This is a genomic window from Streptomyces sp. NPDC058457 (assembly GCF_042720695.1).
In the GTDB taxonomy this organism is placed as follows: Bacteria; Actinomycetota; Actinomycetes; order Streptomycetales; family Streptomycetaceae; genus Streptomyces.
Map to the genome: position 1 here is coordinate 172282 of NZ_JBHXLU010000008.1, position 19282 is coordinate 191563.

The window sequence follows — 19282 nt, forward strand, 5'->3', positions numbered from 1 at the left end:
AAAAAGTGTCAGGTGAGCGCGCCGGACATGGCGAGCGAGTGCAGGAAGCGCATCAGGGTCATCAGGACGTCACGGCTGGAGGCCCGGCGGCGGACGTCGCACTCGATGATGGGGATCTCGGGCGACAGGTCCAGCGCGGTGCGCAGTTCCTCGACGGAGTAACGGGGCGCGTCCGGGAAGGAGTTGACGGCGACGACGAACGGCACCCCGCGCTCCTCCAGGCGTCCCATGACGTCGAAGCTGACCTCCAGGCGCCGGGTGTCGATGAGAACGACCGCACCGAGGGCGCCTTCGAACAGGCCGTTCCACAGGAACCAGAAGCGTTCCTGGCCGGGGGTGCCGAAGAGGTAGAGGACCAGTTGGTCGGTGATGCTGATGCGGCCGAAGTCCATGGCCACGGTGGTGGCGGTCTTCGATTCGGAGCCGTAGTTGTCGTCGACCCCGATGCCGGCCTGGGTCATGGTCTCCTCGGTGGTCAGCGGCCTGATCTCGCTGACGGAACCGACCATGGTGGTCTTGCCGACCCCGAAGCCGCCCACGATCACGATCTTCACCGCGGCCTGGGCGGTGTGCGGCAGATGGTCCTCGGTGCGGGGGCCGGGGATCGTGTCAGAGCTTTTGAAGTCCATGCATCACCGCTTCGAGAAGTGAACGGTCGGGGAGCGCCTGGCGGACGATCGGGGCGTGCGCCTGCACCAGTTCGGCCGTGATCAGCTCGGTGATCAGCGCCGTCATCGCGCTGAACGGCAGGTTGAGGTAGGCCGAGAGCTCGGCCACGGACAGGGGGGCGAGACAGAGCCGGAGCAGCGCCGCCTGCTCCGGGGTGACGGAGGGCGGTGGGGCGGCGCGCGCCACGATTAAGGTGACCAGGTCGAGTTCGGCCCGGGCGCCGTCCGCACCGCTGATGACGTAGAGCCGTTCGGGGTTCTTGTTGTCGCCGTCCTCGCCGCCGCTCTCGGGGGTCGGCGGCGCGGACGGGAGCGGGGGTGTGACGAGTTCCGGCCTGGGCTGGCGCCGTTTGCGCTGCGGAGGAGTCATACGGTCTGCCCGTTCCGCCGGGGCGGACTGGTGAGGTGGGCACCGATGCGGACGACGAGGTCGCGCATCATCTCGCTCATCCGGCCCGGTTCGCAGGTCACGTCGGCGAGCACCGCGAGGTAGGCGTTGGCGCCGGCGGACATGAGGTAGAAGTAGCCTCTGTCGATCTCGATCAGGACGAGGTTCATGTCGCCGTTGCTGATGGGGAGTTCCTGGGCGACGGCGCCGGCCAGGCTCTGCACGCCCGCGCAGGCCGCGGCGAGCCGGTCGGCGGCGTCGGGGTCGCCGCCGTGCCGGGCGATGCGCAGTCCGTCGGCGGAGAGCACGACGATCATCTCGACGCCCGGTACCCCGTCGGCGAGTTGCTTGAGCATCCAGTCGAAGTTGCCTCGCTGCTGGATCACTTGAGGTCCCCCTCGTCATCGGCCTCGGTGCCGGCCGGATCGTTGATCAGATGCAGGTACTTGGTGGGGTTCCGGGTGAAGTCGGTGGGGTGGACACCCGGGTTGTTCTTCTTGAGCCCCTCCCAGAAGGCATCGACCCAGAGGCCGGGCTCGCGGCGCTCCGGCTCCGGCTGCTCGGGCTCGGGTTCCTTGTGCTGCGACCAGATGGTCGGGTTGCCCTCGCGTTCGGCGCGCTCGATGGCGGCCTGCTCGGCGATCCGCTGGCTGAGCGGCGTCTTCATCCGGCTGCGCCGCTGCGGCAGCCCGCCGGCCGTCCATTCGGTGACCTCGGGGACGTCGTCCTCCATGGAGATACCGGCGGGGATGCGGGGGCTGGTGGGCCGGCGCTTCTTGGGCGGGCGCTTGGGGCCTTCGAGGGCGCCGAGTTCGGGCTTCGGGATGCCGGTGGCGCCGATGCCGTGGGCGATGCCGGGGGCGGGGTCGGTGGTCATCATGTCGCTGGGCACGATGAGGACGGCCCGGACGCCGCCGTAGGCGGAGGCGCGCAGCGAGACGTCCATGTTGTACGTCTTGCACAGGCGGCCCACGACCGAGAGGCCGAGGCGCGGGTTCTCGCCGAGAACCTGGATGTCCTTGCCCTGCTTGGCCTTCTCCAGCAGGCCCTCCAGGCGGCCGCGGGCCTCCTCGTTGAGGGTGACGCCGGCGTCCTCGATCTCGATGCACACACCGGACTGCACCTCGACGGCGGTGACGTGCACCTTGGTGGAGGGCGGCGAGTAGCGGGTGGCGTTGTCGAGGAGTTCGGCGGCCGCGTGGATGACCGGCTCGACGGAGGTGCCCTTGATGTTGACCTGGCAGATGGAGTGCAGCTCGATGCGCCGGTACTCCAGGATCCGGGACATGGCGCCGCGCAGCACGCTGTAGAGGGCGACGGGGTTGGGCCACTGGCGGCCCGGGCGGCCGCCGCCGAGCACGGAGACCGAGTCGGCGAGGCGTCCGATCAGCGCGGTGCCGTGGTCGATGCGCAGCAGGTCGTCGAAGACCTCGGGGTTGCGGCCGTGGTCCTCCTCCATCTCCCGCAGTTCGTGGGCCTGCTGGTGGACGATGGCCTGGACCCGGCGGGCGACGCTGACGAACGAGCGCTCCAGGGAGTCGCGCTGGAGGTCCTCCTCGTCGACGATGTCGAGCATGATGCGGATCAGCCGGCGCTGCGACTCGGGGGCGTGGCGCATGCGCGGGTCGACGTCGAAGACCTGGCGAACCACCTCTTTGGGTGACTCGCCGGCCTTGAGCCGGTAGAGCGCGGTCGGGAAGACGTCCCTGCCGAGGCGGTCGATCTCCTCGTCGCTCGTGGTGAGGCGCTGTTCCAGATACGCGCTGTGACGGGCGTGCTCGGCCCGGGCGTCCCGGAGCCTACGGCCGCGGCGCACCGCTTCCGCCGCCGTCGCGAGCACCAGCAGCATGCCGACGGCCCCGCACACGCCGACGGCGATCCGGGCGGATCCCGCCACCAGGACGACGGCGGCGGCGGTCGCCGCGGCCATCAGTATGGCGGGCAGCAACAGCACGCGCGCCAGGGAAAGTTCACGGCCATCGGGAGGCGATTGCACACTCACCATGTATGCCTTCTGAGACGAATCGGCTGGGTGTCGGGGGAGCTCGTGGGGGGAAGGTTCATGGAGCAGTCTGGATCTTCCGTATGTTTGGGAACAGGCGCACGAATTCACCTCAACTCGGTGCGCCGCGGGCGAGCTTAGTCCGACCGGATCAACGCCGTGTCATATTCGGCAAGCACCTGAAATCACCCAAAGGACTGGAGTACCCTCGGTCGTTTTGCACGGAGGGCATTCACTCGAACACCGCCAGTCACGACGCACAGACGTGCGGGGTCACTCACCGTGACGGGTGAAAAGAGTCTCCGGAGCGGAACCTCAGACCCCGACGATCCGCAGCGCGGCCTCGGCCGTGGCGCGGGCGAACTCGCGGGCGGGGCGCTCCGGTTCGGAGCGGTGGACGAGGATGACGCCCTCGATCAGTCCGAAGACGAGATCGGTCCGCAGCTCCAGCTCCCCCTTGGCCAGCGCCCCGCCGGCCGCCGTGGCGGCGATCAACTGCCGGTAGGCGTCCTTGAGTTCGGCCCGTACGGCATGGAAGCCGGCGAATCGCTCGGCATGCACCTCGGGCAGCAGGTAGAGCGCACCGAGATTGTGCGGCCCGGCACACAGCAGCTCCACGTCGGCCCGGCACAGGATCCGCAGCCGCTCCTCGGCCGGGGTCACGTCGTCGGCGAGCAGTTCCCGCGCACAGGCCAGGGACGGCGTCACGGTGGACTCAAGCAGCTCGGCGAGCAGCTCCTCCTTGCCGGAGACGTAGTGGTACATCGATGCCTGCCGCATGCCCGCGCGCTCGGCGACGGCCCGGGTGGTGGTGGCCGCGTAGCCATGGGTGGTGAACAACTCGGCCGCGGCCGCAAGCAGTTCGGCCCGCGGCTCAAGGCCGCTGTCCGGTCGCTGCGCGGCCCGCGGCCGGCCGACCCGGCGGCCACTACTCGTCCCCATGCGTTCGATCCTCGCACACCGCCTCGTACGGCGATCACGCCGATGCCCCGCCCGCCGGGCCCCGGCCCCCGGTGAGCCCTCGGTAACCGGGCCGGAACACCGCGGCAACGCCGCCGACCCGGTCCGCCCCTAATTTCTGTCGGACGACAGAAATCTCCCCGAGTCGAACCAGAATCGAACCCGAGTCGGACCCGAGTCTCACCCGAGTCCAAGGAGCCGGAGGTCAGCGATGGCGACAGCGACCACGTACGGAGCCCGGGCGCACGCCCGCGCCCAGGAGGGCACCCGCGCCGAGGCCATGCCCGTGGTACCGGCCGCCGACTGGCCGGACCCGCCCTGCGAGGCGGGCCACCTGGTGTGGGCCGAGACGGTGGCGGGCGGCAACTACACGCACCGCGTCCTGGCCCGCGGCACCGAACTGCGGCTGACCGACCCGGTCGGCGACGCCTGCGCCCACCTCCTGCTGTACGCCGACGGCCGCCCCTGGGAGCGGCTGAACGTCGCCGACACCGTCAAGGTCCAGTGGAACGCCTACCTCGGCGAGGGCGTGCTGCTCCTCTCCGACCAGGGCCGGGTCCTCGCCTCCGTGGTCGCCGACACCTCCGGCCGGCACGACGCCCTGTGCGGCACCTCCACCCTGGTCCGCAACACCGGCCGCTACGGCGACGGCACCCCGCAGTCGCCCTCCCCCGCCGGCCGCGAGCTGTTCAAGCTGGCGGCGGCCAAGAACGGCCTGGAACCGCGCGACCTGCCGCCGTCCCTGTCGTTCTTCCAGGGCGTGGAGGTGCGCGACGACGGCACGCTGGACTTCACCGGCTCGGCCGGCCCCGGCGGCAGCGTCACGCTCCGCGCCGAGCAGGACGTGACCGTACTGATCGCCAACGTCCCGCACCCGGCCGACCCGCGCCCCGAGTACGTCAGCACCCCCCTGGAGGTGCTGGCCTGGCGCGCCGCCCCCACCCCGCCCGGCGACCCCCTGTGGGACGCCACCCCCGAAGGCCGCCGCGCCTTCCTCAACACCCACGAATTCCTCGCCGCGAGGGGGCTCGCATGAGCACGCAGACCGTCGTCCCGGCCCGCGCCGCCTGGTCCGCCGTGATCCCCGAGGGCGACACCCTCACCATCACCGACCTGCACGGCAACCAGGCCGTCGACTTCCTCGTCTACGACGCCCACGACACCGCCGTCCGCTACAGCGCGCCCGACACCATCCACGCCCAGGGCTGCATCTTCCTCACCACCGGCAGCGTGCTGCTCTCCAACGAGCACACCCCGCTGATGACCGTGACCGAGGACGAGGTCGGCCGCCACGACACGGTCGGCGGCGCCTGCTCCAAGGAGTCCAACACCCTGCGCTACGGCCACCACACCTGGTCCCAGCACGCCTGCGTGGACAACTTCCTCGCGGAGGGCGCCCGGCACGGCCTCGGCAAGCGCGACCTGGTCTCCAACATCAACTGGTACATGAACGTGCCCGTCGAGAAGGACGGCACCCTCGGCATCGTCGACGGTCTCTCGGCCCCCGGCCGGAAGCTCGCCCTGCGCGCCGAACGCGATGTCCTCGTCCTGGTCTCCAACTGCCCCCAGATCAACAACCCCTGCAACGGCTTCGACCCGACGGCCGTACAGATGACGATCACCGGAGCCGCGGGATGACCTTCGACACCCTGCTGATCGCCAACCGCGGCGAGATCGCCGTCCGCATCATCCGCACCGCCCGCGAACTGGGCCTGCGCACGGTCGCCGGCTATTCCGACCCCGACCGCTCGGCCCCGCACGTACGCCTCGCCGACGAGGCGGTCCGCCTCGGCCCGGCCCCCGCGAAGGAGTCGTACCTCGACGCCGACCTGGTCCTGAAGGCCGCCAAGGACACCGGCGCGGGCGCGATCCACCCCGGCTACGGCTTCCTGTCCGAGGACGCCGACTTCGCCCGGCGCTGCGAGGAGGCCGGGATCGTCTTCGTCGGCCCGACCCCGGAACAGCTGGAGCTGTTCGGCGCCAAGCACACTGCACGGGCGGCGGCCGAGGCGGCCGGCGTGCCCCTGGCACCGGGCACCGGGCTGCTCGCCGACCTGGCCGAGGCCCTCCGCGAGGCGTCCGCGATCGGCTACCCCGTCATGCTCAAGGCGACCGGCGGTGGCGGCGGTATCGGCATGTCGGCATGTCGATCGGCCGATGAGCTCTCCGAGGCCTGGGAGCGGGTGCAGCGGGTCGCCGCCGCCTCCTTCTCCTCCGCCGGGGTCTTCCTGGAACGCCTGGTCGAGCACGCCCGCCATGTCGAGGTCCAGGTCTTCGGCGACGGCGCGGGCAGGGTCGTCACCTTCGGCGACCGGGACTGCTCCCTCCAGCGCCGCAACCAGAAGGTGGTCGAGGAGGCCCCGGCCCCCGGCCTGCCCCCGCGCGTCCGCGCGCAACTCGCCGCCTCGGCCCGCGACCTGTGCGCCTCGGTCGGCTACCGCTCCGCGGGCACCGTCGAGTTCGTGTACGACGCCGCCCTCGAGGAGGCCTACTTCCTGGAGGTCAACACCCGCCTCCAGGTGGAACATCCGGTCACCGAGGAGATCTACGGCGTCGACCTGGTCGCCTGGATGCTGCGCCTCGCCCGCGGCGAGACCGACGTCGTCCGCGACCCGGGCACACCGCGCGGCCACGCCGTCGAGGCCCGCGTCTACGCCGAGGACCCCTCCCGCGAACACCGGCCCAGCGCGGGCCTGCTGACCCGGGTCGAGTTCCCGGCGGGCGTACGCGTCGACGGCTGGGTGGAGACCGGCACCGAGGTCACGACGTCGTACGACCCGATGCTCGCGAAGGTCATCGCGTACGGCCCCGACCGCGCCCAGGCGCTGCGCCGGCTCGACGAGGCGCTGACCGGCACCCGCGTCGACGGCATCGAGACCAACCTCGGCCTGGTGCGCGCGGCCCTCGCCGACCCCGCGTTCCGCGCCGCCGCCCACTCCACGGCCACCCTCGCCACGGTCGCCGACCCCACCCCCCGGATCGAGGTCGCCGCCGCCGGCACGCTCACCACGGTCCAGGACCGGCCGGGCCGCACCGGCTACTGGCAGGTCGGCGTCCCCCCGAGCGGCCCGATGGACGACCGGTCCTTCCGCCTGGGCAACCTCGCCCTGGGCAACCCGGAGGGCGCGCCCGGTCTCGAATGCACCCTCCAGGGCCCGTCCCTGCGCTTCACCCACCCCACGACCGTCTGCGTGACCGGCGCCCCGGCCCCGGTGACCGTCGACGGCGCCCCGGCCGCCCAGTGGGAGCCGGTGACGGTCCCGGCGGGCGGCCTGCTGGAGATCGGCGCCCCCGCCGAGCACGGCCTGCGCACCTATGTCCTGTTCGCCGGCGGCGGCCTGGACGTCCCCGCCTTCCTCGGCAGCGCGAGCACCTTCACCCTGGGCCGGTTCGGCGGCCACGGCGGCCGGGCCCTGCGCACCGGTGACGTCCTGCGCGGCGGAGCGGTGACGGACGGCGAGCCGGTCGCCGACCGCCCGCACCTCACCGCCGTCTGGCAGCTCGCGGCCGTCGAAGGCCCGCATGCCGCCCCGGAGTTCTTCACCGAGGACGACATCCGGGACTTCTACGCGGCCGAGTGGAAGGTGCACTTCAACTCGGCGCGCACCGGCGTCCGCCTGGTCGGCCCCAAGCCGCACTGGGCCCGCGCCGACGGCGGTGAGGCCGGCCTGCACCCCTCCAACATCCACGACACCCCGTACTCGGTCGGAGCCGTCGACTACACCGGCGACATGCCGGTCCTGCTCGGCCCCGACGGCCCCTCCCTGGGCGGCTTCGTATGCCCCGCGACCGTGCTGAGCGGCGAACGCTGGAAACTCGGCCAGCTCCGCCCCGGCGACACGGTCCGCTTCACCCCGGTCGACGTGACGGGTGCGCCCCGCCCCGAGATCGTCGACGGCGGCGTCCTCGCCCGGGACGGCGACGTGACCTACCGGCGCAGCGGCGACGACAACCTGCTGGTCGAGTTCGGCCCCATGCACCTGGACCTCGCCCTGCGGATGCGCGTCCACGCCCTGATGGAGGCCGTGACGGCGGCGGACCTGACCGGGGTCACCGACCTCACGCCGGGCATCCGTTCGCTCCAGATCCAGACCGACCCGCGTCTCCTCGCCCAGGCCGAACTCCTGGGCGCGGTACGGGAGATCGTCCTGGCCCTGCCACCGACCGACGAACTGGTGGTCCCGTCCCGCACGGTCCACCTGCCCCTCTCCTGGGACGACCCGGCGACCCGCGAGGCGATCGCCCGCTACATGGCGGGCGTGCGCGACGACGCCCCCTGGTGCCCCTGGAACATCGAGTTCATCCGCCGGATCAACGGCCTGGACTCGGTGGACGACGTCTACCGCACGGTCTTCGACGCGGAGTACCTGGTCCTGGGCCTCGGCGACGTCTACCTGGGCGCCCCGGTCGCCACCCCCCTCGACCCGCGCCACCGCCTCGTCACCACGAAGTACAACCCGGCCCGCACCTGGACCGCCGAGAACTCCGTCGGCATCGGCGGCGCCTACCTGTGCATCTACGGCATGGAGGGCCCCGGCGGCTACCAGTTCGTGGGCCGTACCACCCAGGTGTGGTCGGGCTGGCAGCAGCGCGGCGCGTTCGAGCCGGGCATGCCCTGGCTGCTGCGCTTCTTCGACCGGATCCGGTGGTACCCGGTGTCCGCGGACGAACTCCTCGACCTGCGCGCCGACATCACGTCCGGCCGGTTCGTGCCACGCATCGAGGAGGGCACCTTCTCCCTCGCGTCCTACCAGGAGTTCCTCGCCACGAACGCGGAGCCGATCGCCGAGTTCAGGGCACGCCAGCAGCAGGCCTTCGGCGCGGAGCGGGACGCCTGGGAAGCGGCGGGCGAGTTCGCGCGGGCGGACGCGGCGACGGCACCCGCCACCCAGCCCGCCGAGGTGGCGGTGCCGCCGGGCGGCCGCCTGATAGAGGCCGAGTTCGCGGCCTCCGTATGGCAGTTGAACGTGCAACCGGGCGACGAGGTGACGGCGGGCCAGCCGCTCCTCGCCCTGGAGGCGATGAAGATGGAGTCCAGGGTGCACGCGCCGATGCCCGGCGTGGTGACGGAGATCCTGGCCCGGCCCGGCGACCAGGTGGAGGCGGGGACGGCACTGCTCGTCCTGGCGCCGGCCGCGAACTGAGCGACAGGAGCAAGAGCATGTCCAGCACCGTCTCCCGGGTCCGCGCCGCCTACGCGCGCATCGAAGCGGTCGACCGCCCCGAGATCTGGATCGACCTGCGCCCGCAGCCGGAGGCCGAGGCGGAGGCCCGCGCGATCGACGAGCGGGTGGCCTCGGGCGAGCACCTGCCGCTCGCCGGGCGGCTGTTCGCCGCCAAGGGCAACATCGACGTGCACGGCCTGCCCACGACAGCGGGCTGCCCGGCGTACGCCTACGAACCGGAGGCCGACGCCCCGGTGGTGGCCCGGCTGCGCGCGGCCGGCGCCCTGGTCCTCGGCACGACCAACCTCGACCAGTTCGCGACCGGCCTGGTCGGTACCCGCTCCCCCTACGGTGCGGTCCGCAACGCGATCGACCCCACCCGGATCAGCGGCGGTTCCAGCTCCGGTTCGGCCGTCGCCGTGGCCCTGGGCATCGTCGACCTCGCCCTCGGCACGGACACGGCCGGCTCGGGCCGGGTGCCGGCGGCCTTCAACGGCATCGTCGGCCTGAAGCCGACCCGCGGCCTGGTGCCGACGGCGGGGGTGGTGCCGGCCTGCGCGTCGATCGACTGTGTGACGGTGTTCGCGCGGACGCTCGCGGAGGCGGAGCAGGCCCTGTGGTATGTCACATACCAAAGCGAGTGCCATGTGACATACCACCAGGACCGCCCCCTCCCGCCCCTCCCCCAGCGCCCCCCAGGTCCCTGGCGCATCGCCGTCCCAGCCCTCTCCCAGCTCGGCGAACTGGACGAGGGCTGGGCGGAGGCCTACGAGGAGGCGGTGGACCGTCTGAGGGCCGCGGGCGCCTCGATCCGCCCGCTCGACCTCACCCCCTTCACCGAGGCGGCCGCGATGCTCTACGAGGGCGCGTTCGTGGCCGAGCGCTACACGGCGGTGGGTCCCTTTGTGGACAAGTTGATCTCATCCGGTGGCGAGGGCCTCGACCCCACCGTCGCCGGCATCATCACCCGGGCCCGGGACATCCCGGCCCACCGGCTCTTCACCGACCAGGAGCGGCTGGCGGCCCTGCGCACCCGCGCCCTGACCGAACTCGCCGACGCGGACGCCCTGCTGCTCCCCACCACCCCCGGCCACCCCACCCTGGCCGAGGTGGCGGCCGACCCGCTGGCCGCCAACGCCCGCCTGGGCCGCTTCACCAACTCCACGAACCTCTTCGACCTGGCGGCGGTGGCGGTCCCTGCGGGCGAGGTGAACGGCCTGCCGTTCGGCGTGATGCTGATCGGACCGGCGTTCACGGACGACCGCCTCGCCACGATCGCCCGCGCCCTGGAACCGAGGGTGAGCCTCGCGGTGGTCGGCGCCCACCTGACGGGCCAGCCGCTCAATCCCCAGCTCCTGGCGCTGGGCGGGGTACTGGACCGCACGACGACGACGGCTGCGGCGTACCGCCTCCACGCCCTCCCGACGACCCCGCCCAAGCCGGGCCTGGTGAACGTGGGAGCAGGCGGGGCGGCGATCGAGACAGAGATCTGGAGCCTGCCGGCCGAGGGCCTGGGCCGCCTGCTGGCCACGCTGCCCCGCCCGATGGCGCTGGGCAGCGTGGAACTGGCGGACGGCACGAGCGTCCCCGGCTTCCTGTGCGAGCCGGGCGCGCTGGCGGACGCCCAGGACATCACGCACCACGGAGGCTGGCGAGCCTTTCTGGCGGAGGGCTGACAGCCGCGCCCGGCCCCCGGAAAACCGGTGGAGCGGCGCCGCTGTACGCCGCTACCGTGCTGCCGGACCCAGTCGTCCGACCAAGGACGTGCCCTTGTACACCGTGTGAGACCTCCCGAGCGCTGATCGGTCGCGCGTCGCGCCTGTGCTGTGCGCCGCGCCTCTTCTTGCTGCGGATTTCTCACTGGAACCGGTGTACTTCTGTGCTCACCAACTGGGTGGTCATGCCCACCTGCCTGCCGTTTGTCCTGCGCCGTTGCCACACGTGCGCGTCGGAACGCTTCCGGGCGAGCGGCAAGTTCCGCGTCAACGCGCACCACAAGCTCATCGACGCCTGGCTCCTCGTGCTCTGTACCGGGTGCGGGGAGACGGCGAAGCTCACGCTCCTGGAGCGGGCGAACGTACGGTCCGTACGACCCGAGTTGCTGGACCGGCTGCATGCGAACGACCCCGGCCTGACAGCCGAGCTGCTCCAGGACCCGGCCGTACGGCACCGTAACCGCATCGCCCTCGACTGGGGCGACGCCTGGCGGCTCGACACCGGCGGATCGGATCACCTGGGCCGCGAGGTGATCGACGTCTCGGTCCGCTTCGCGGCGCGGATCCCGGTCCGGCCGGTGCGGCTGATCGCCGAGGGCTGCGGTCTTCCGCGGGCCGAGGTCGAGCGGCTGGTCACGGAGGGGAAGGTCGTGTCGGCGGTTCGGCTGAACAGCAGGCTCTCCGGCGACTTCACCTTCACGCTCAAGCGCTGAGCCCGTACCGAAAGCAGGGGCCTGGCCGGCGGATCGGATCCGCCGGACAGGCCCCAGGCGCTCACATCCGTCATCCCACCGACGAGTAGGCGACGACTCCCCGCAGCACCAGGTCGACCGCCTTGCGCGCGGTCTTCGCCACATCCGACCCCGCCACCGGGGCCGCGGCCGAGATCTGTCCCAGCACGTCGATGACCTGCTTGCACCACCGGACGAAGTCACCGGCGGGCATCTCCGCCTCCCGCAGCACCTCGTCAAGGCCCAACCCCGTGGCCCACATGTACGCGGCCCAGGCGAACCCGAGGTCCGGTTCCCGCTGGCCGACGCCCTCGGTCTGCGTGATCCGGAACTCCTCCTCGAGGGCGTCCAGCCGCCCCCAGATCCGCACCATCTCGCCGAGCGCGGCCTTGGCCTTCCCGGAGGGCAGCTTCGGCGCCATCGCGTCGTCGCCGACCCGGGCCTCGTAGACCAGCGCCGAGACGCACGCGGCGAGTTCGGCGGGGCCGAGCCCCTCCCAGACACCCGCCCGCAGGCACTCGCTGGCGAGCAGGTCGAGTTCGCCGTACAGCCGCGCCAGCCGCTTGCCGTGTTCGGTGACCTCGTCGCCGCGCAGGTAGTCCAGCTCGGTCAGCAGCGCCACGATCCGGTCGAAGGTCCGGGCGATGGTGTTGGTCCGCCCCTCGATCCGCCGCTCCAGCTGGGAGGTGTCCCGGATCAGCCGGTGGTAGCGCTCGGCCCAACGGGCGTGGTCCTCACGGTCGTTGCAGCCGTGGCAGGGGTGCGCCCGGATCGCCGTGCGCAGCCGTGCGATCTCCCGGTCGTCGGCCGCCTGCGACCGCTTCTTACGGGCCCGCTCCGGCGGGATGTGTCCGGCCTTGGTGCGCAGCGCGGAGGCGAGGTCCCGACGGGACTGCGGGGAGCGGGGGTTGAAGGACTTGGGGATCCGCATCCGCTCCAGCGCCTCGACCGGCACCGGGAAGTCGATGGAGGCGAGCCGCTTGACCTGCCGTTCGGCCGTCAGCACCAGCGGCCGGGGCCCGTCGTGCTGTTCGAAGCCGCGGTGGCCGTTGGACCGCCCGGCGGGCAGCCCGGGGTCAAGGACCAGCGCGAGCCCCGCGTACTTCCCGGTCGGCACATGGATGACGTCGCCCGGCTTGAGCTTCTCCAGTGCCACGGCGGCCTCGGCGCGCCGCTGGGACACGCCCTGCCGGGCCAGTTCGGTCTCCCGGTCCTTCAACTCCCGCCGCAGCTGCGCGTACTCCTCGAAGTCGCCGAGGTGGCAGGTCATGGACTCCTTGTAGCCGGCGAGCCCTTCCTCGTTGCGCTGCACCTGACGGGAGATCCCGACGACCGACTTGTCGGCCTGGAACTGGGCGAACGACGTCTCCAGCAGCTCCCGCGAGCGGTGCCGCCCGAACTGGTCGACCAGGTTGACCGCCATGTTGTACGACGGCTTGAAGCTGGACCGCAGCGGATAGGTGCGGGTGCCGGCGAGCCCGGCGAGGTGCTCGGGGCTCATGGCGCGCTGCCACAGCACCACCGCGTGGCCCTCGACGTCGATGCCGCGCCGGCCCGCACGGCCGGTCAGCTGGGTGTACTCGCCCGGGGTGATGTCGGCGTGCTGCTCGCCGTTCCACTTGACGAGCTTCTCCAACACGACCGAGCGGGCGGGCATGTTGATGCCGAGCGCAAGGGTCTCGGTGGCGAACACGGCCTTCACGAGGCCGCGTACGAACAGCTCCTCGACGACCTCCTTGAAGGTCGGGAGCATGCCGGCGTGGTGGGCGGCGATGCCGCGCTCCAGGCCCTCCAGCCACTCGTAGTAGCCGAGGACGTGCAGGTCCTCCGGCGGGATCGACGAGGTGCGCTCCTCGACGAGTGCGCGCACCTTCTCCCGGGCCTCGTCGTCGTTGAGCCTGAGTCCCGCGTACAGGCACTGCTGGACGGCGGCCTCGCAGGCGGCGCGGCTGAAGATGAAGGTGATGGCGGGCAGCAGGCCCTCGGCGTCGAGCCGTTCGATGACCTCGGGGCGGCCCGGTGTCCACACCCGGGAGCGCTGCCGGCGCTCCCGCTCCCGGTCGGCCTCGCGCATGGCCCGGCCACGTCTGCGGTCCTGGAACGACGGACGCTGTGCCTCCATCCGGGCCAGCCGGGCGAGGTCGGGGTTGACGGCCTTCTTGTGGCCCTCGCCCTCCTCGAACAGGTCGTACATCCGGCGTCCGGCGAGCACGTGCTGGAACAGCGGGACGGGCCGGTGTTCGGAGACGATGACCTCGGTGTCGCCGCGGACGGTGTCGAGCCAGTCGCCGAACTCCTCGGCGTTGGAGACGGTGGCCGACAGGGAGACCAGGGTCACGGACTCCGGGAGGTGGATGATCACCTCTTCCCAGACGGCGCCTCGGAAGCGGTCGGAGAGGTAGTGGACCTCGTCCATGACCACGTAGCCGAGGCCGATGAGGGTCTGGGAGCCCGCGTACAGCATGTTCCGCAGGACCTCGGTGGTCATGACGACCACGGCGGCGTCCGGGTTGATGCTGTTGTCACCGGTGAGCAGGCCGACCATGCCGTCGCCGTAGCGGCGGCAGAGGTCGGCGTACTTCTGGTTCGACAGTGCCTTGATGGGTGTCGTGTAGAAGCACTTCTTGCCCTGCCTGAGGGCGAGGTGGACGGCGAACTCGCCCACGATCGTCTTGCCTGAGCCGGTGGGGGCGGCCACCAGTACGCCCTTTCCGGCTTCGAGTGCCTGGCAGGCCTCGATCTGGAAGGGGTCGAGGCCGAAGTCGTACATCTCGCGGAAGGAAGCGAGCGCGGTGGCCTGCTCGGCGGCCCGCCTGCGGGCCGCCGCATACCGCTCGGCCGGTGAGAGGTCCTCTGTCATCGTGCTTTCGAGCGTACCGGTCCCCACTGACAACAGGACGATCATTATCCGGAACATGGGACAACGGACGACGAAGAGGTGCCCGCGTCATGGGACGCGGGCACCACTCGGTGACTGGGGTCGCCCTGTCAGGTCACGTCGTCGTAGCCGTTGACCCGGTCCGGGCCCTCGGGCAGCGCGCGGCTGGCGGAGACGGTCTCGATCTCGCCGACGTCCTCGGGGGTGAGGTCGAGGTCGGAGGCCTCGTCGTCGTCGAGTGCGTCGGCCTCGCGGCGGCGCTTGCGCCGGTCGTTGAGGAGGGAGAACGCGACCGCGCCGAAGTACAGCACCCAGATCGGCCCGGCGAGGGCCAGCATGGAGAGCGGGTCGGTGCTCGGGGTGGCGACGGCCGCGAAGACCGTGATGCCGAGGATCATGGCCCGCCACCAGCCGAGCATCCGCCTGCCGGTGATGATTCCGGTGAGATTGAGCATCACCAGCAGCAGTGGCAGCTCGAAGGAGAGGCCGAAGACGATCACCATGCGGGTGACCAGCTGCAGCAGGTCGTCGAGCGGCAGCAGGTTGGCGATGCTGCCGCTGGGAGTGAAGTCGATCAGCACCTTGGCGGTGGTGGGCAGCACCGCGTACGCGAAGTACGCGCCGCCGAGGAACAGCGGGGCGCCGGTGAAGACGAACGCGTAGGCGTACTTCTTCTCGTTCCGGTGCAGACCCGGGGCGACGAAGGCCCACAGCTGGTACAGCCAGATCGGCGACGCGAAGACGACGCCGGCCGTCAGGGAGACCTGGAGGGCGAGGGTGAAGGGGGCGAGCAGGCCGTCGATGGTGATCGTGGCGCACTTCTCACTGCCACCCTGGCTGTTGATCTGCGAGAAGGTCTGATGGCAACCGATCGAGTCGAGGATCGGTTTGGTCAGGAAGTTGATGATGTCGTTGTAGAAGAAGGCGGCGACCACCGTCACGATGACGATGGCCAGCATGGCCTTCGCGAGCCGGTTGCGGAGCTCACGAAGGTGATCCGCGAGAGGCATCCGCCCCTCGGGATCCTTCTCCTCTTTGCGGGCAGACTTGGGCAACCCACGTCCTCATCTCGTGCGGCAGGCCGGGGGCTACCGGCCTTGCGTCAGCGCTGGGTGGTGTCCGACGGCTCGTTGACCGGGCGGGAGCTGGTCACGTCGCCGGGGGAAGCCTGGATGGTGCGCTGGGCCTGGGCCTGCTCGCCGGAGGCGGGCGCCTGGGCGGAGGCGGTGGTGTTGCCGTCTTCCTTCATCGCCTTGGCCTCGCTCTTGAGGATGCGCGCGGACTTGCCGAGCGAGCGGGCCATGTCCGGAAGCTTCTTCGCGCCGAACAGCAGGATGACGACGACAAGGATGAGAATGATCTCGGGGGCTCCGAGCCTTCCGAACATAAGTCTTTACCTTCTCACCGAGGCGGCTGGGTTGGGATGCTGTCCGATCCGCCGGACACATGTCCGAGTGATCGTGCTGTCAGCGATCGTAACGCTCAGGGGTAAACGTGAGGCAATCCCCGTGCGTACTCCCGGTCCGCGGAACGGGCCTCGTTCTCCGTGCCGCGTTCAGCAGCGTACCCGCCCCTGCGGGCGCCGTGACAGGGCGAAGTGACGCAAACCGCTTGTGGCCCACTACTCACACCCCTCGCACAGCGGGGGTCACAGTGTGTCCACAGTACGGGCGGCGCTGACGGCCGCCCGCTCCAGGTCCTCGGCGGCCCGGTTGATCCGCAGTGCCGAGTCCGCGACCTGCGCTCCCAGCCGGCGCGCCTCCAGGAAGACCCGGACGGCGAGCACGCCGAGCACGGCGAGCCCCACGAAACCCACAGCTACCGCGACCATCGCCCAGAACATGGGGCCGAGCCTAGACGGTGGGGTGCAGCCGCAGTGTCCTGACCCCGCCGCCGGTGAGCAGTTCCACGATCCGCTCGCCGGCGGGCTTGCGGACGGCGGCCCCGCAGTCGGGGCAGGTGAACGAGTAGAACGTCGTCTTGCTGGTGGCTCCGATGGCCAGCCGCAGGGCGCTCGCGGTGAGCTCGAAACTGCCCCGGCAGTCCGGGCAGCCGGCTCTGAACACCACGGGGACCACTCTTCTCATCCCGGCGAAGGCGGCCGCGACCGTCATCTCCCGCGCGCCTGCGCCACCGGAACCCGAAGACTCGTTCAGAACCCCCGAAGACTCGTTCAAAACGCCTGCCCCTGCCCTTCCTCATCGCCGTGCACAACGTGGTCGTACGCCGCCAGTGCCTCGCGGGCCGCCCGGCGGGCCGCGTCGGCCAGCTCGGGCGGTGACACGATCCGGCCGTCGCCGCCGAGCCTGAGGGCCAGCCGGCGCAGGGAGGCCGGATCGGGGGTGCGCAGGGTAATACGCAGTCCGCCGTCGGGAAGCTCATCCGCGCTGTCGTGCGGGTAGTACTCGGCGACCCAGCGGCCGGCCGGGCCTACCTCGACGACCACCTCGGGGTCCTCGGCGGCCGGCTGCACCAGGGCCTCGGACAGGTCGCGCAGCTCGATCTCGGGGGGTGCGGACGGCTCGTCGAGGATCTTGATCTCGGCGACCCGGTCGAGCCGGAAGGTGCGCCGGGCCTCGGAGCGGCGGCACCAGGCCTCGACGTAGGTGTGGCCGACGCTGACCAGGCGGATGGGGTCGATCTCGCGCTCGGTGAGCTCGTCGCGGGCCGGTGAGTAGTAGCGGATCCACAGCCGGCGGCGCTCGGCGATCGCCCGGTCGACGTCGGCGAAGACGCCGCCCTCGGACTCGAAGGTCACCGACAGCCGGGCGCTGGCGTCGCCCGCCTCGCCGGCCGCGGTCTCCACCTTGGCGGTGGCCCGCAGCAGCGCCTGCCGGTCGCCCTCGCGCAGCCCGGGCAGGGTGGCCACGGCGCGGGCGGCGACCAGGAGGGCGGTCGCCTCGTCGGCGGCGAGCCTGAGCGGTTCGGCGGCCTCCTCGCCGAGCGCGGCCGCGTTGTGCCACCAGATCCGCTCGCCGTCGGTGTCGATGTCCAGCAGGTCGCCGCCCCGGAAGCTGGTGCCGCACATGGGCAGCACGTCCAGGTCGGAGACCAGCTCGTCCTCGGTGATGCCGAAGGCGCGCGCCACGTCCGCGATCCGGGCGCCGGGGCGCTCGCGCAGATAGGTCACCAGCGAGAGCATCCGCCGGGTCTGGTCGATGGCGTTCACGGGCCTGACCGGTTTGCCTGCCACTGCCTTGCTCCGCTCCCCCTCAGTCCTTGGCCACGGCACGCAGCCGGTCCACGACGTCCGCCCGCAGCTCGGCCGGCTCCAGAACCACCACGTCCGGCCCGAACTCCACCAGCCAGGCGTCCAGCCCGTGCCCGTACGGAATCTCCAACTCGTCCCACCCGTCGCCGAGTTCCCGTACCGCGGTGGCCTTCGCCCGAAGGGGGTACCCGGACCCGGAGCGCAGCCGGATCAGCGCGGAGCGGTCGGTGATCTCCCCGGCCCAGCTCGCCACGGTCTCGCGGACGGTGACGACGTCCGGGACCGGCGCGGTGAAGGCGGTGCCCCGGGAGCGGACCTTGCCGGTGATCCTGGACAGCCGGAACACCCGCTCGGCACCCCGGTCGCGGTCCCAGCCGGCCAGGTACCAGTGGCCGCGCCAGCACTCCAGCGCCCAGGGCTCCACGTTCCGGGTCCCGGGGTGGGCGGCGGTGGCCTTGCGGTAGTCGAAGACGACCGGGCGGCGGTCCCGGCAGGCCAGCATCAGCGGCTCGAAGGCGGCCTCGTGCACGGGGATCCGCGGCTCCAGGGCGCCGTGGGTCTCGTACGGGTCGACGTCCTCGGGGAGGCCGGCCGCGCGCAGTTTCTGCAGGGCGCCGCTGGCGGCGCCGGCGAGCCGGGCCTGCTGCCAGACCTTGGCGGCGAGGCCGAGGGCGGCTGCCTCCTCGGCGTCCAGGGTGATGGGCGGCAGGCGGTTGCTGTCGCGGCGTGCGAGATAGCCGACCTCGCCGTCCAGGTTCTCGACGGTCTCGATCACCAGTCCGAGTTCGCGGAGATCGTCCTTGTCCCGCTCGAACATCCGGCTGAAGGAGTCGTCGCTACCCGCTGCACCCCTTCCGGGCCCGGAGGCCTCGACGTATGCCTCGATGGAGTCGCGCAGCTCACGCTTGCTGAGCGGCCGCCGCGTCCCCAGCAGGCACAGCGCCAGGTTCATCAGCCGCTCGGCCTTGGCAATGGCCATCGACGCCCTTCGCCTTCCCTATGGTGCTTCTGACCGATGACCGTACCGCTCCGGAGTGTCGCGGCAAAAGTCAGTACAAACAACGAGGACCGAAACGGACACGACACGACAAACGCCGAGGGCCCGCGCGCACGGCACGGGCCCTCGTCCAGCCGGTTTCCGACCAGGAACGGTCAGCGCCCGACGGCGCCGACCAGGTACCGGGATCAGACCGCGATCAGGTCCACGACGAAGATCAGCGTCTCGCCGGGCTTGATCGCCGGCGTCGGGCTCTGGTCGCCGTAGGCGAGGTGGGCCGGGATGGTCAGCCGGCGACGGCCGCCGACCTTCATGCCCTGCACGCCCTGGTCCCAGCCCTTGATGACCCGGCCCCCGCCCAGCGGGAAGCGGAACGGCGCGCCGCGGTTCCAGCTGGCGTCGAACTCCTCGCCGGTGCTGAACGCGACACCCACGTAGTGCACGGTGACGGTCTGGCCGGCCTGGGCCACCTCGCCGTCGCCCTCCCAGATGTCCTTGATCTCCAGGTCGGCCGGGGCCTCGCCCTCGGGAAAGTCGATCTCGGGCTTGTCGATGCTCACGTCTTAG

General features: G+C 71.5%; 18 protein-coding genes. 5 read left to right on the forward strand and 13 right to left on the reverse strand.

Annotated features, from left to right (window positions below; all coding sequences use genetic code 11):
- Positions 1 to 8: 8 nt before the first annotated feature.
- The 5 genes from ACFWPS_RS09870 to ACFWPS_RS09890 form a co-directional block, all read right to left on the reverse strand.
- The gene (locus ACFWPS_RS09870) at positions 9 to 629 is read right to left on the reverse strand and encodes an ATP/GTP-binding protein (RefSeq protein WP_383702920.1); all 621 of its coding nucleotides are present in this window, start codon (positions 627 to 629) and stop codon (positions 9 to 11) included.
- The gene (locus ACFWPS_RS09875; RefSeq protein ID WP_383702923.1) at positions 610 to 1038 is read right to left on the reverse strand and encodes a DUF742 domain-containing protein; all 429 of its coding nucleotides are present in this window, start codon (positions 1036 to 1038) and stop codon (positions 610 to 612) included. Before ACFWPS_RS09875 ends, ACFWPS_RS09870 begins: the two co-directional genes overlap by 20 nt.
- The gene (locus ACFWPS_RS09880) at positions 1035 to 1442 is read right to left on the reverse strand and encodes a roadblock/LC7 domain-containing protein (RefSeq protein ID WP_046726726.1); all 408 of its coding nucleotides are present in this window, start codon (positions 1440 to 1442) and stop codon (positions 1035 to 1037) included. Before ACFWPS_RS09880 ends, ACFWPS_RS09875 begins: the two co-directional genes overlap by 4 nt.
- Positions 1439 to 3061, reverse strand: a complete 1623-nt coding sequence (locus ACFWPS_RS09885; protein ID WP_383702925.1) for a sensor histidine kinase — start codon at positions 3059 to 3061, stop codon at positions 1439 to 1441. Before ACFWPS_RS09885 ends, ACFWPS_RS09880 begins: the two co-directional genes overlap by 4 nt.
- Before the next feature lie 312 nt (positions 3062 to 3373).
- The gene (locus ACFWPS_RS09890) at positions 3374 to 4000 is read right to left on the reverse strand and encodes a TetR/AcrR family transcriptional regulator (RefSeq protein ID WP_383702927.1); all 627 of its coding nucleotides are present in this window, start codon (positions 3998 to 4000) and stop codon (positions 3374 to 3376) included.
- Between the two features lie 229 nt (positions 4001 to 4229).
- Here ACFWPS_RS09890 and ACFWPS_RS09895 point away from each other — a divergent pair, with 229 nt between their 5' ends.
- The 5 genes from ACFWPS_RS09895 (at position 4230) to ACFWPS_RS09915 (ending at position 11611) form a co-directional block, all read left to right on the forward strand.
- Positions 4230 to 5054, forward strand: a complete 825-nt coding sequence (locus tag ACFWPS_RS09895; protein ID WP_383702929.1) for an urea amidolyase associated protein UAAP1 — start codon at positions 4230 to 4232, stop codon at positions 5052 to 5054.
- Positions 5051 to 5656, forward strand: a complete 606-nt coding sequence (locus tag ACFWPS_RS09900; RefSeq protein ID WP_383702931.1) for an urea amidolyase associated protein UAAP2 — start codon at positions 5051 to 5053, stop codon at positions 5654 to 5656. Before ACFWPS_RS09895 ends, ACFWPS_RS09900 begins: the two co-directional genes overlap by 4 nt.
- On the forward strand, positions 5653 to 9162 hold the full coding sequence (locus tag ACFWPS_RS09905; RefSeq protein ID WP_383702933.1) for a 5-oxoprolinase/urea amidolyase family protein: 3510 nt from the start codon (positions 5653 to 5655) through the stop codon (positions 9160 to 9162). Before ACFWPS_RS09900 ends, ACFWPS_RS09905 begins: the two co-directional genes overlap by 4 nt.
- Positions 9163 to 9179: 17 nt before the next feature.
- The gene (gene atzF, locus ACFWPS_RS09910) at positions 9180 to 10859 is read left to right on the forward strand and encodes an allophanate hydrolase (protein ID WP_383702935.1); all 1680 of its coding nucleotides are present in this window, start codon (positions 9180 to 9182) and stop codon (positions 10857 to 10859) included.
- A gap of 203 nt (positions 10860 to 11062) precedes the next feature.
- A complete protein-coding gene (locus ACFWPS_RS09915) occupies positions 11063 to 11611 on the forward strand; it encodes a DUF1062 domain-containing protein (RefSeq protein ID WP_383702937.1) in 549 nt (182 codons plus the stop codon).
- 70 nt (positions 11612 to 11681) lie between these two features.
- Here the strand turns inward: ACFWPS_RS09915 and ACFWPS_RS09920 are convergent, their stop codons facing one another.
- From ACFWPS_RS09920 to ACFWPS_RS09955, 8 genes are all read right to left on the reverse strand, one after another.
- A complete protein-coding gene (locus ACFWPS_RS09920) occupies positions 11682 to 14534 on the reverse strand; it encodes a DEAD/DEAH box helicase (protein WP_383702999.1) in 2853 nt (950 codons plus the stop codon).
- An 83-nt stretch (positions 14535 to 14617) separates the two neighbouring features.
- A complete protein-coding gene (gene tatC / locus ACFWPS_RS09925; RefSeq protein ID WP_383702940.1) occupies positions 14618 to 15562 on the reverse strand; it encodes a twin-arginine translocase subunit TatC in 945 nt (314 codons plus the stop codon).
- A gap of 47 nt (positions 15563 to 15609) precedes the next feature.
- Positions 15610 to 15894 carry a Sec-independent protein translocase subunit TatA gene (tatA, locus tag ACFWPS_RS09930; RefSeq protein WP_383702943.1) on the reverse strand — a complete coding sequence of 95 codons (285 nt, stop codon included), beginning with the start codon at positions 15892 to 15894 and terminating at the stop codon, positions 15610 to 15612.
- 261 nt (positions 15895 to 16155) lie between these two features.
- The gene (locus ACFWPS_RS09935; RefSeq protein ID WP_383702946.1) at positions 16156 to 16350 is read right to left on the reverse strand and encodes a hypothetical protein; all 195 of its coding nucleotides are present in this window, start codon (positions 16348 to 16350) and stop codon (positions 16156 to 16158) included.
- 10 nt (positions 16351 to 16360) lie between these two features.
- Positions 16361 to 16621: a hypothetical protein gene (locus ACFWPS_RS09940; protein ID WP_351490293.1), complete on the reverse strand. Its 261-nt coding sequence runs from the start codon at positions 16619 to 16621 to the stop codon at positions 16361 to 16363.
- A gap of 59 nt (positions 16622 to 16680) precedes the next feature.
- Entirely contained in the window at positions 16681 to 17700 is a 1020-nt protein-coding gene (locus tag ACFWPS_RS09945) for a helix-turn-helix transcriptional regulator (protein WP_383702949.1), read from the reverse strand.
- A 19-nt stretch (positions 17701 to 17719) separates the two neighbouring features.
- Positions 17720 to 18697: a helix-turn-helix transcriptional regulator gene (locus tag ACFWPS_RS09950; RefSeq protein ID WP_383702952.1), complete on the reverse strand. Its 978-nt coding sequence runs from the start codon at positions 18695 to 18697 to the stop codon at positions 17720 to 17722.
- A 206-nt stretch (positions 18698 to 18903) separates the two neighbouring features.
- Positions 18904 to 19275: an FKBP-type peptidyl-prolyl cis-trans isomerase gene (locus ACFWPS_RS09955; protein ID WP_189264794.1), complete on the reverse strand. Its 372-nt coding sequence runs from the start codon at positions 19273 to 19275 to the stop codon at positions 18904 to 18906.
- Positions 19276 to 19282: the final 7 nt, after the last annotated feature.

What these genes read in the sequence shown, in the direction of transcription:
- ACFWPS_RS09875 (WP_383702923.1), bottom strand. Translation starts at nt 1,038, where the DNA reads ATGACTCCTCCGCAGCGCAAACGGCGCCAGCCCAGGCCGGAACTCGTC.
- ACFWPS_RS09890 (WP_383702927.1), bottom strand. Translation starts at nt 4,000, where the DNA reads ATGGGGACGAGTAGTGGCCGCCGGGTCGGCCGGCCGCGGGCCGCGCAG.
- tatA (WP_383702943.1), bottom strand. Translation starts at nt 15,894, where the DNA reads ATGTTCGGAAGGCTCGGAGCCCCCGAGATCATTCTCATCCTTGTCGTC.
- atzF (WP_383702935.1), top strand. Translation starts at nt 9,180, where the DNA reads ATGTCCAGCACCGTCTCCCGGGTCCGCGCCGCCTACGCGCGCATCGAA.
- ACFWPS_RS09895 (WP_383702929.1), top strand. Translation starts at nt 4,230, where the DNA reads ATGGCGACAGCGACCACGTACGGAGCCCGGGCGCACGCCCGCGCCCAG.
- ACFWPS_RS09950 (WP_383702952.1), bottom strand. Translation starts at nt 18,697, where the DNA reads ATGGCCATTGCCAAGGCCGAGCGGCTGATGAACCTGGCGCTGTGCCTG.
- ACFWPS_RS09885 (WP_383702925.1), bottom strand. Translation starts at nt 3,061, where the DNA reads ATGGTGAGTGTGCAATCGCCTCCCGATGGCCGTGAACTTTCCCTGGCG.
- ACFWPS_RS09920 (WP_383702999.1), bottom strand. Translation starts at nt 14,534, where the DNA reads ATGATCGTCCTGTTGTCAGTGGGGACCGGTACGCTCGAAAGCACGATG.
- ACFWPS_RS09940 (WP_351490293.1), bottom strand. Translation starts at nt 16,621, where the DNA reads ATGACGGTCGCGGCCGCCTTCGCCGGGATGAGAAGAGTGGTCCCCGTG.
- ACFWPS_RS09905 (WP_383702933.1), top strand. Translation starts at nt 5,653, where the DNA reads ATGACCTTCGACACCCTGCTGATCGCCAACCGCGGCGAGATCGCCGTC.
- ACFWPS_RS09935 (WP_383702946.1), bottom strand. Translation starts at nt 16,350, where the DNA reads ATGTTCTGGGCGATGGTCGCGGTAGCTGTGGGTTTCGTGGGGCTCGCC.
- ACFWPS_RS09870 (WP_383702920.1), bottom strand. Translation starts at nt 629, where the DNA reads ATGGACTTCAAAAGCTCTGACACGATCCCCGGCCCCCGCACCGAGGAC.
- ACFWPS_RS09900 (WP_383702931.1), top strand. Translation starts at nt 5,051, where the DNA reads ATGAGCACGCAGACCGTCGTCCCGGCCCGCGCCGCCTGGTCCGCCGTG.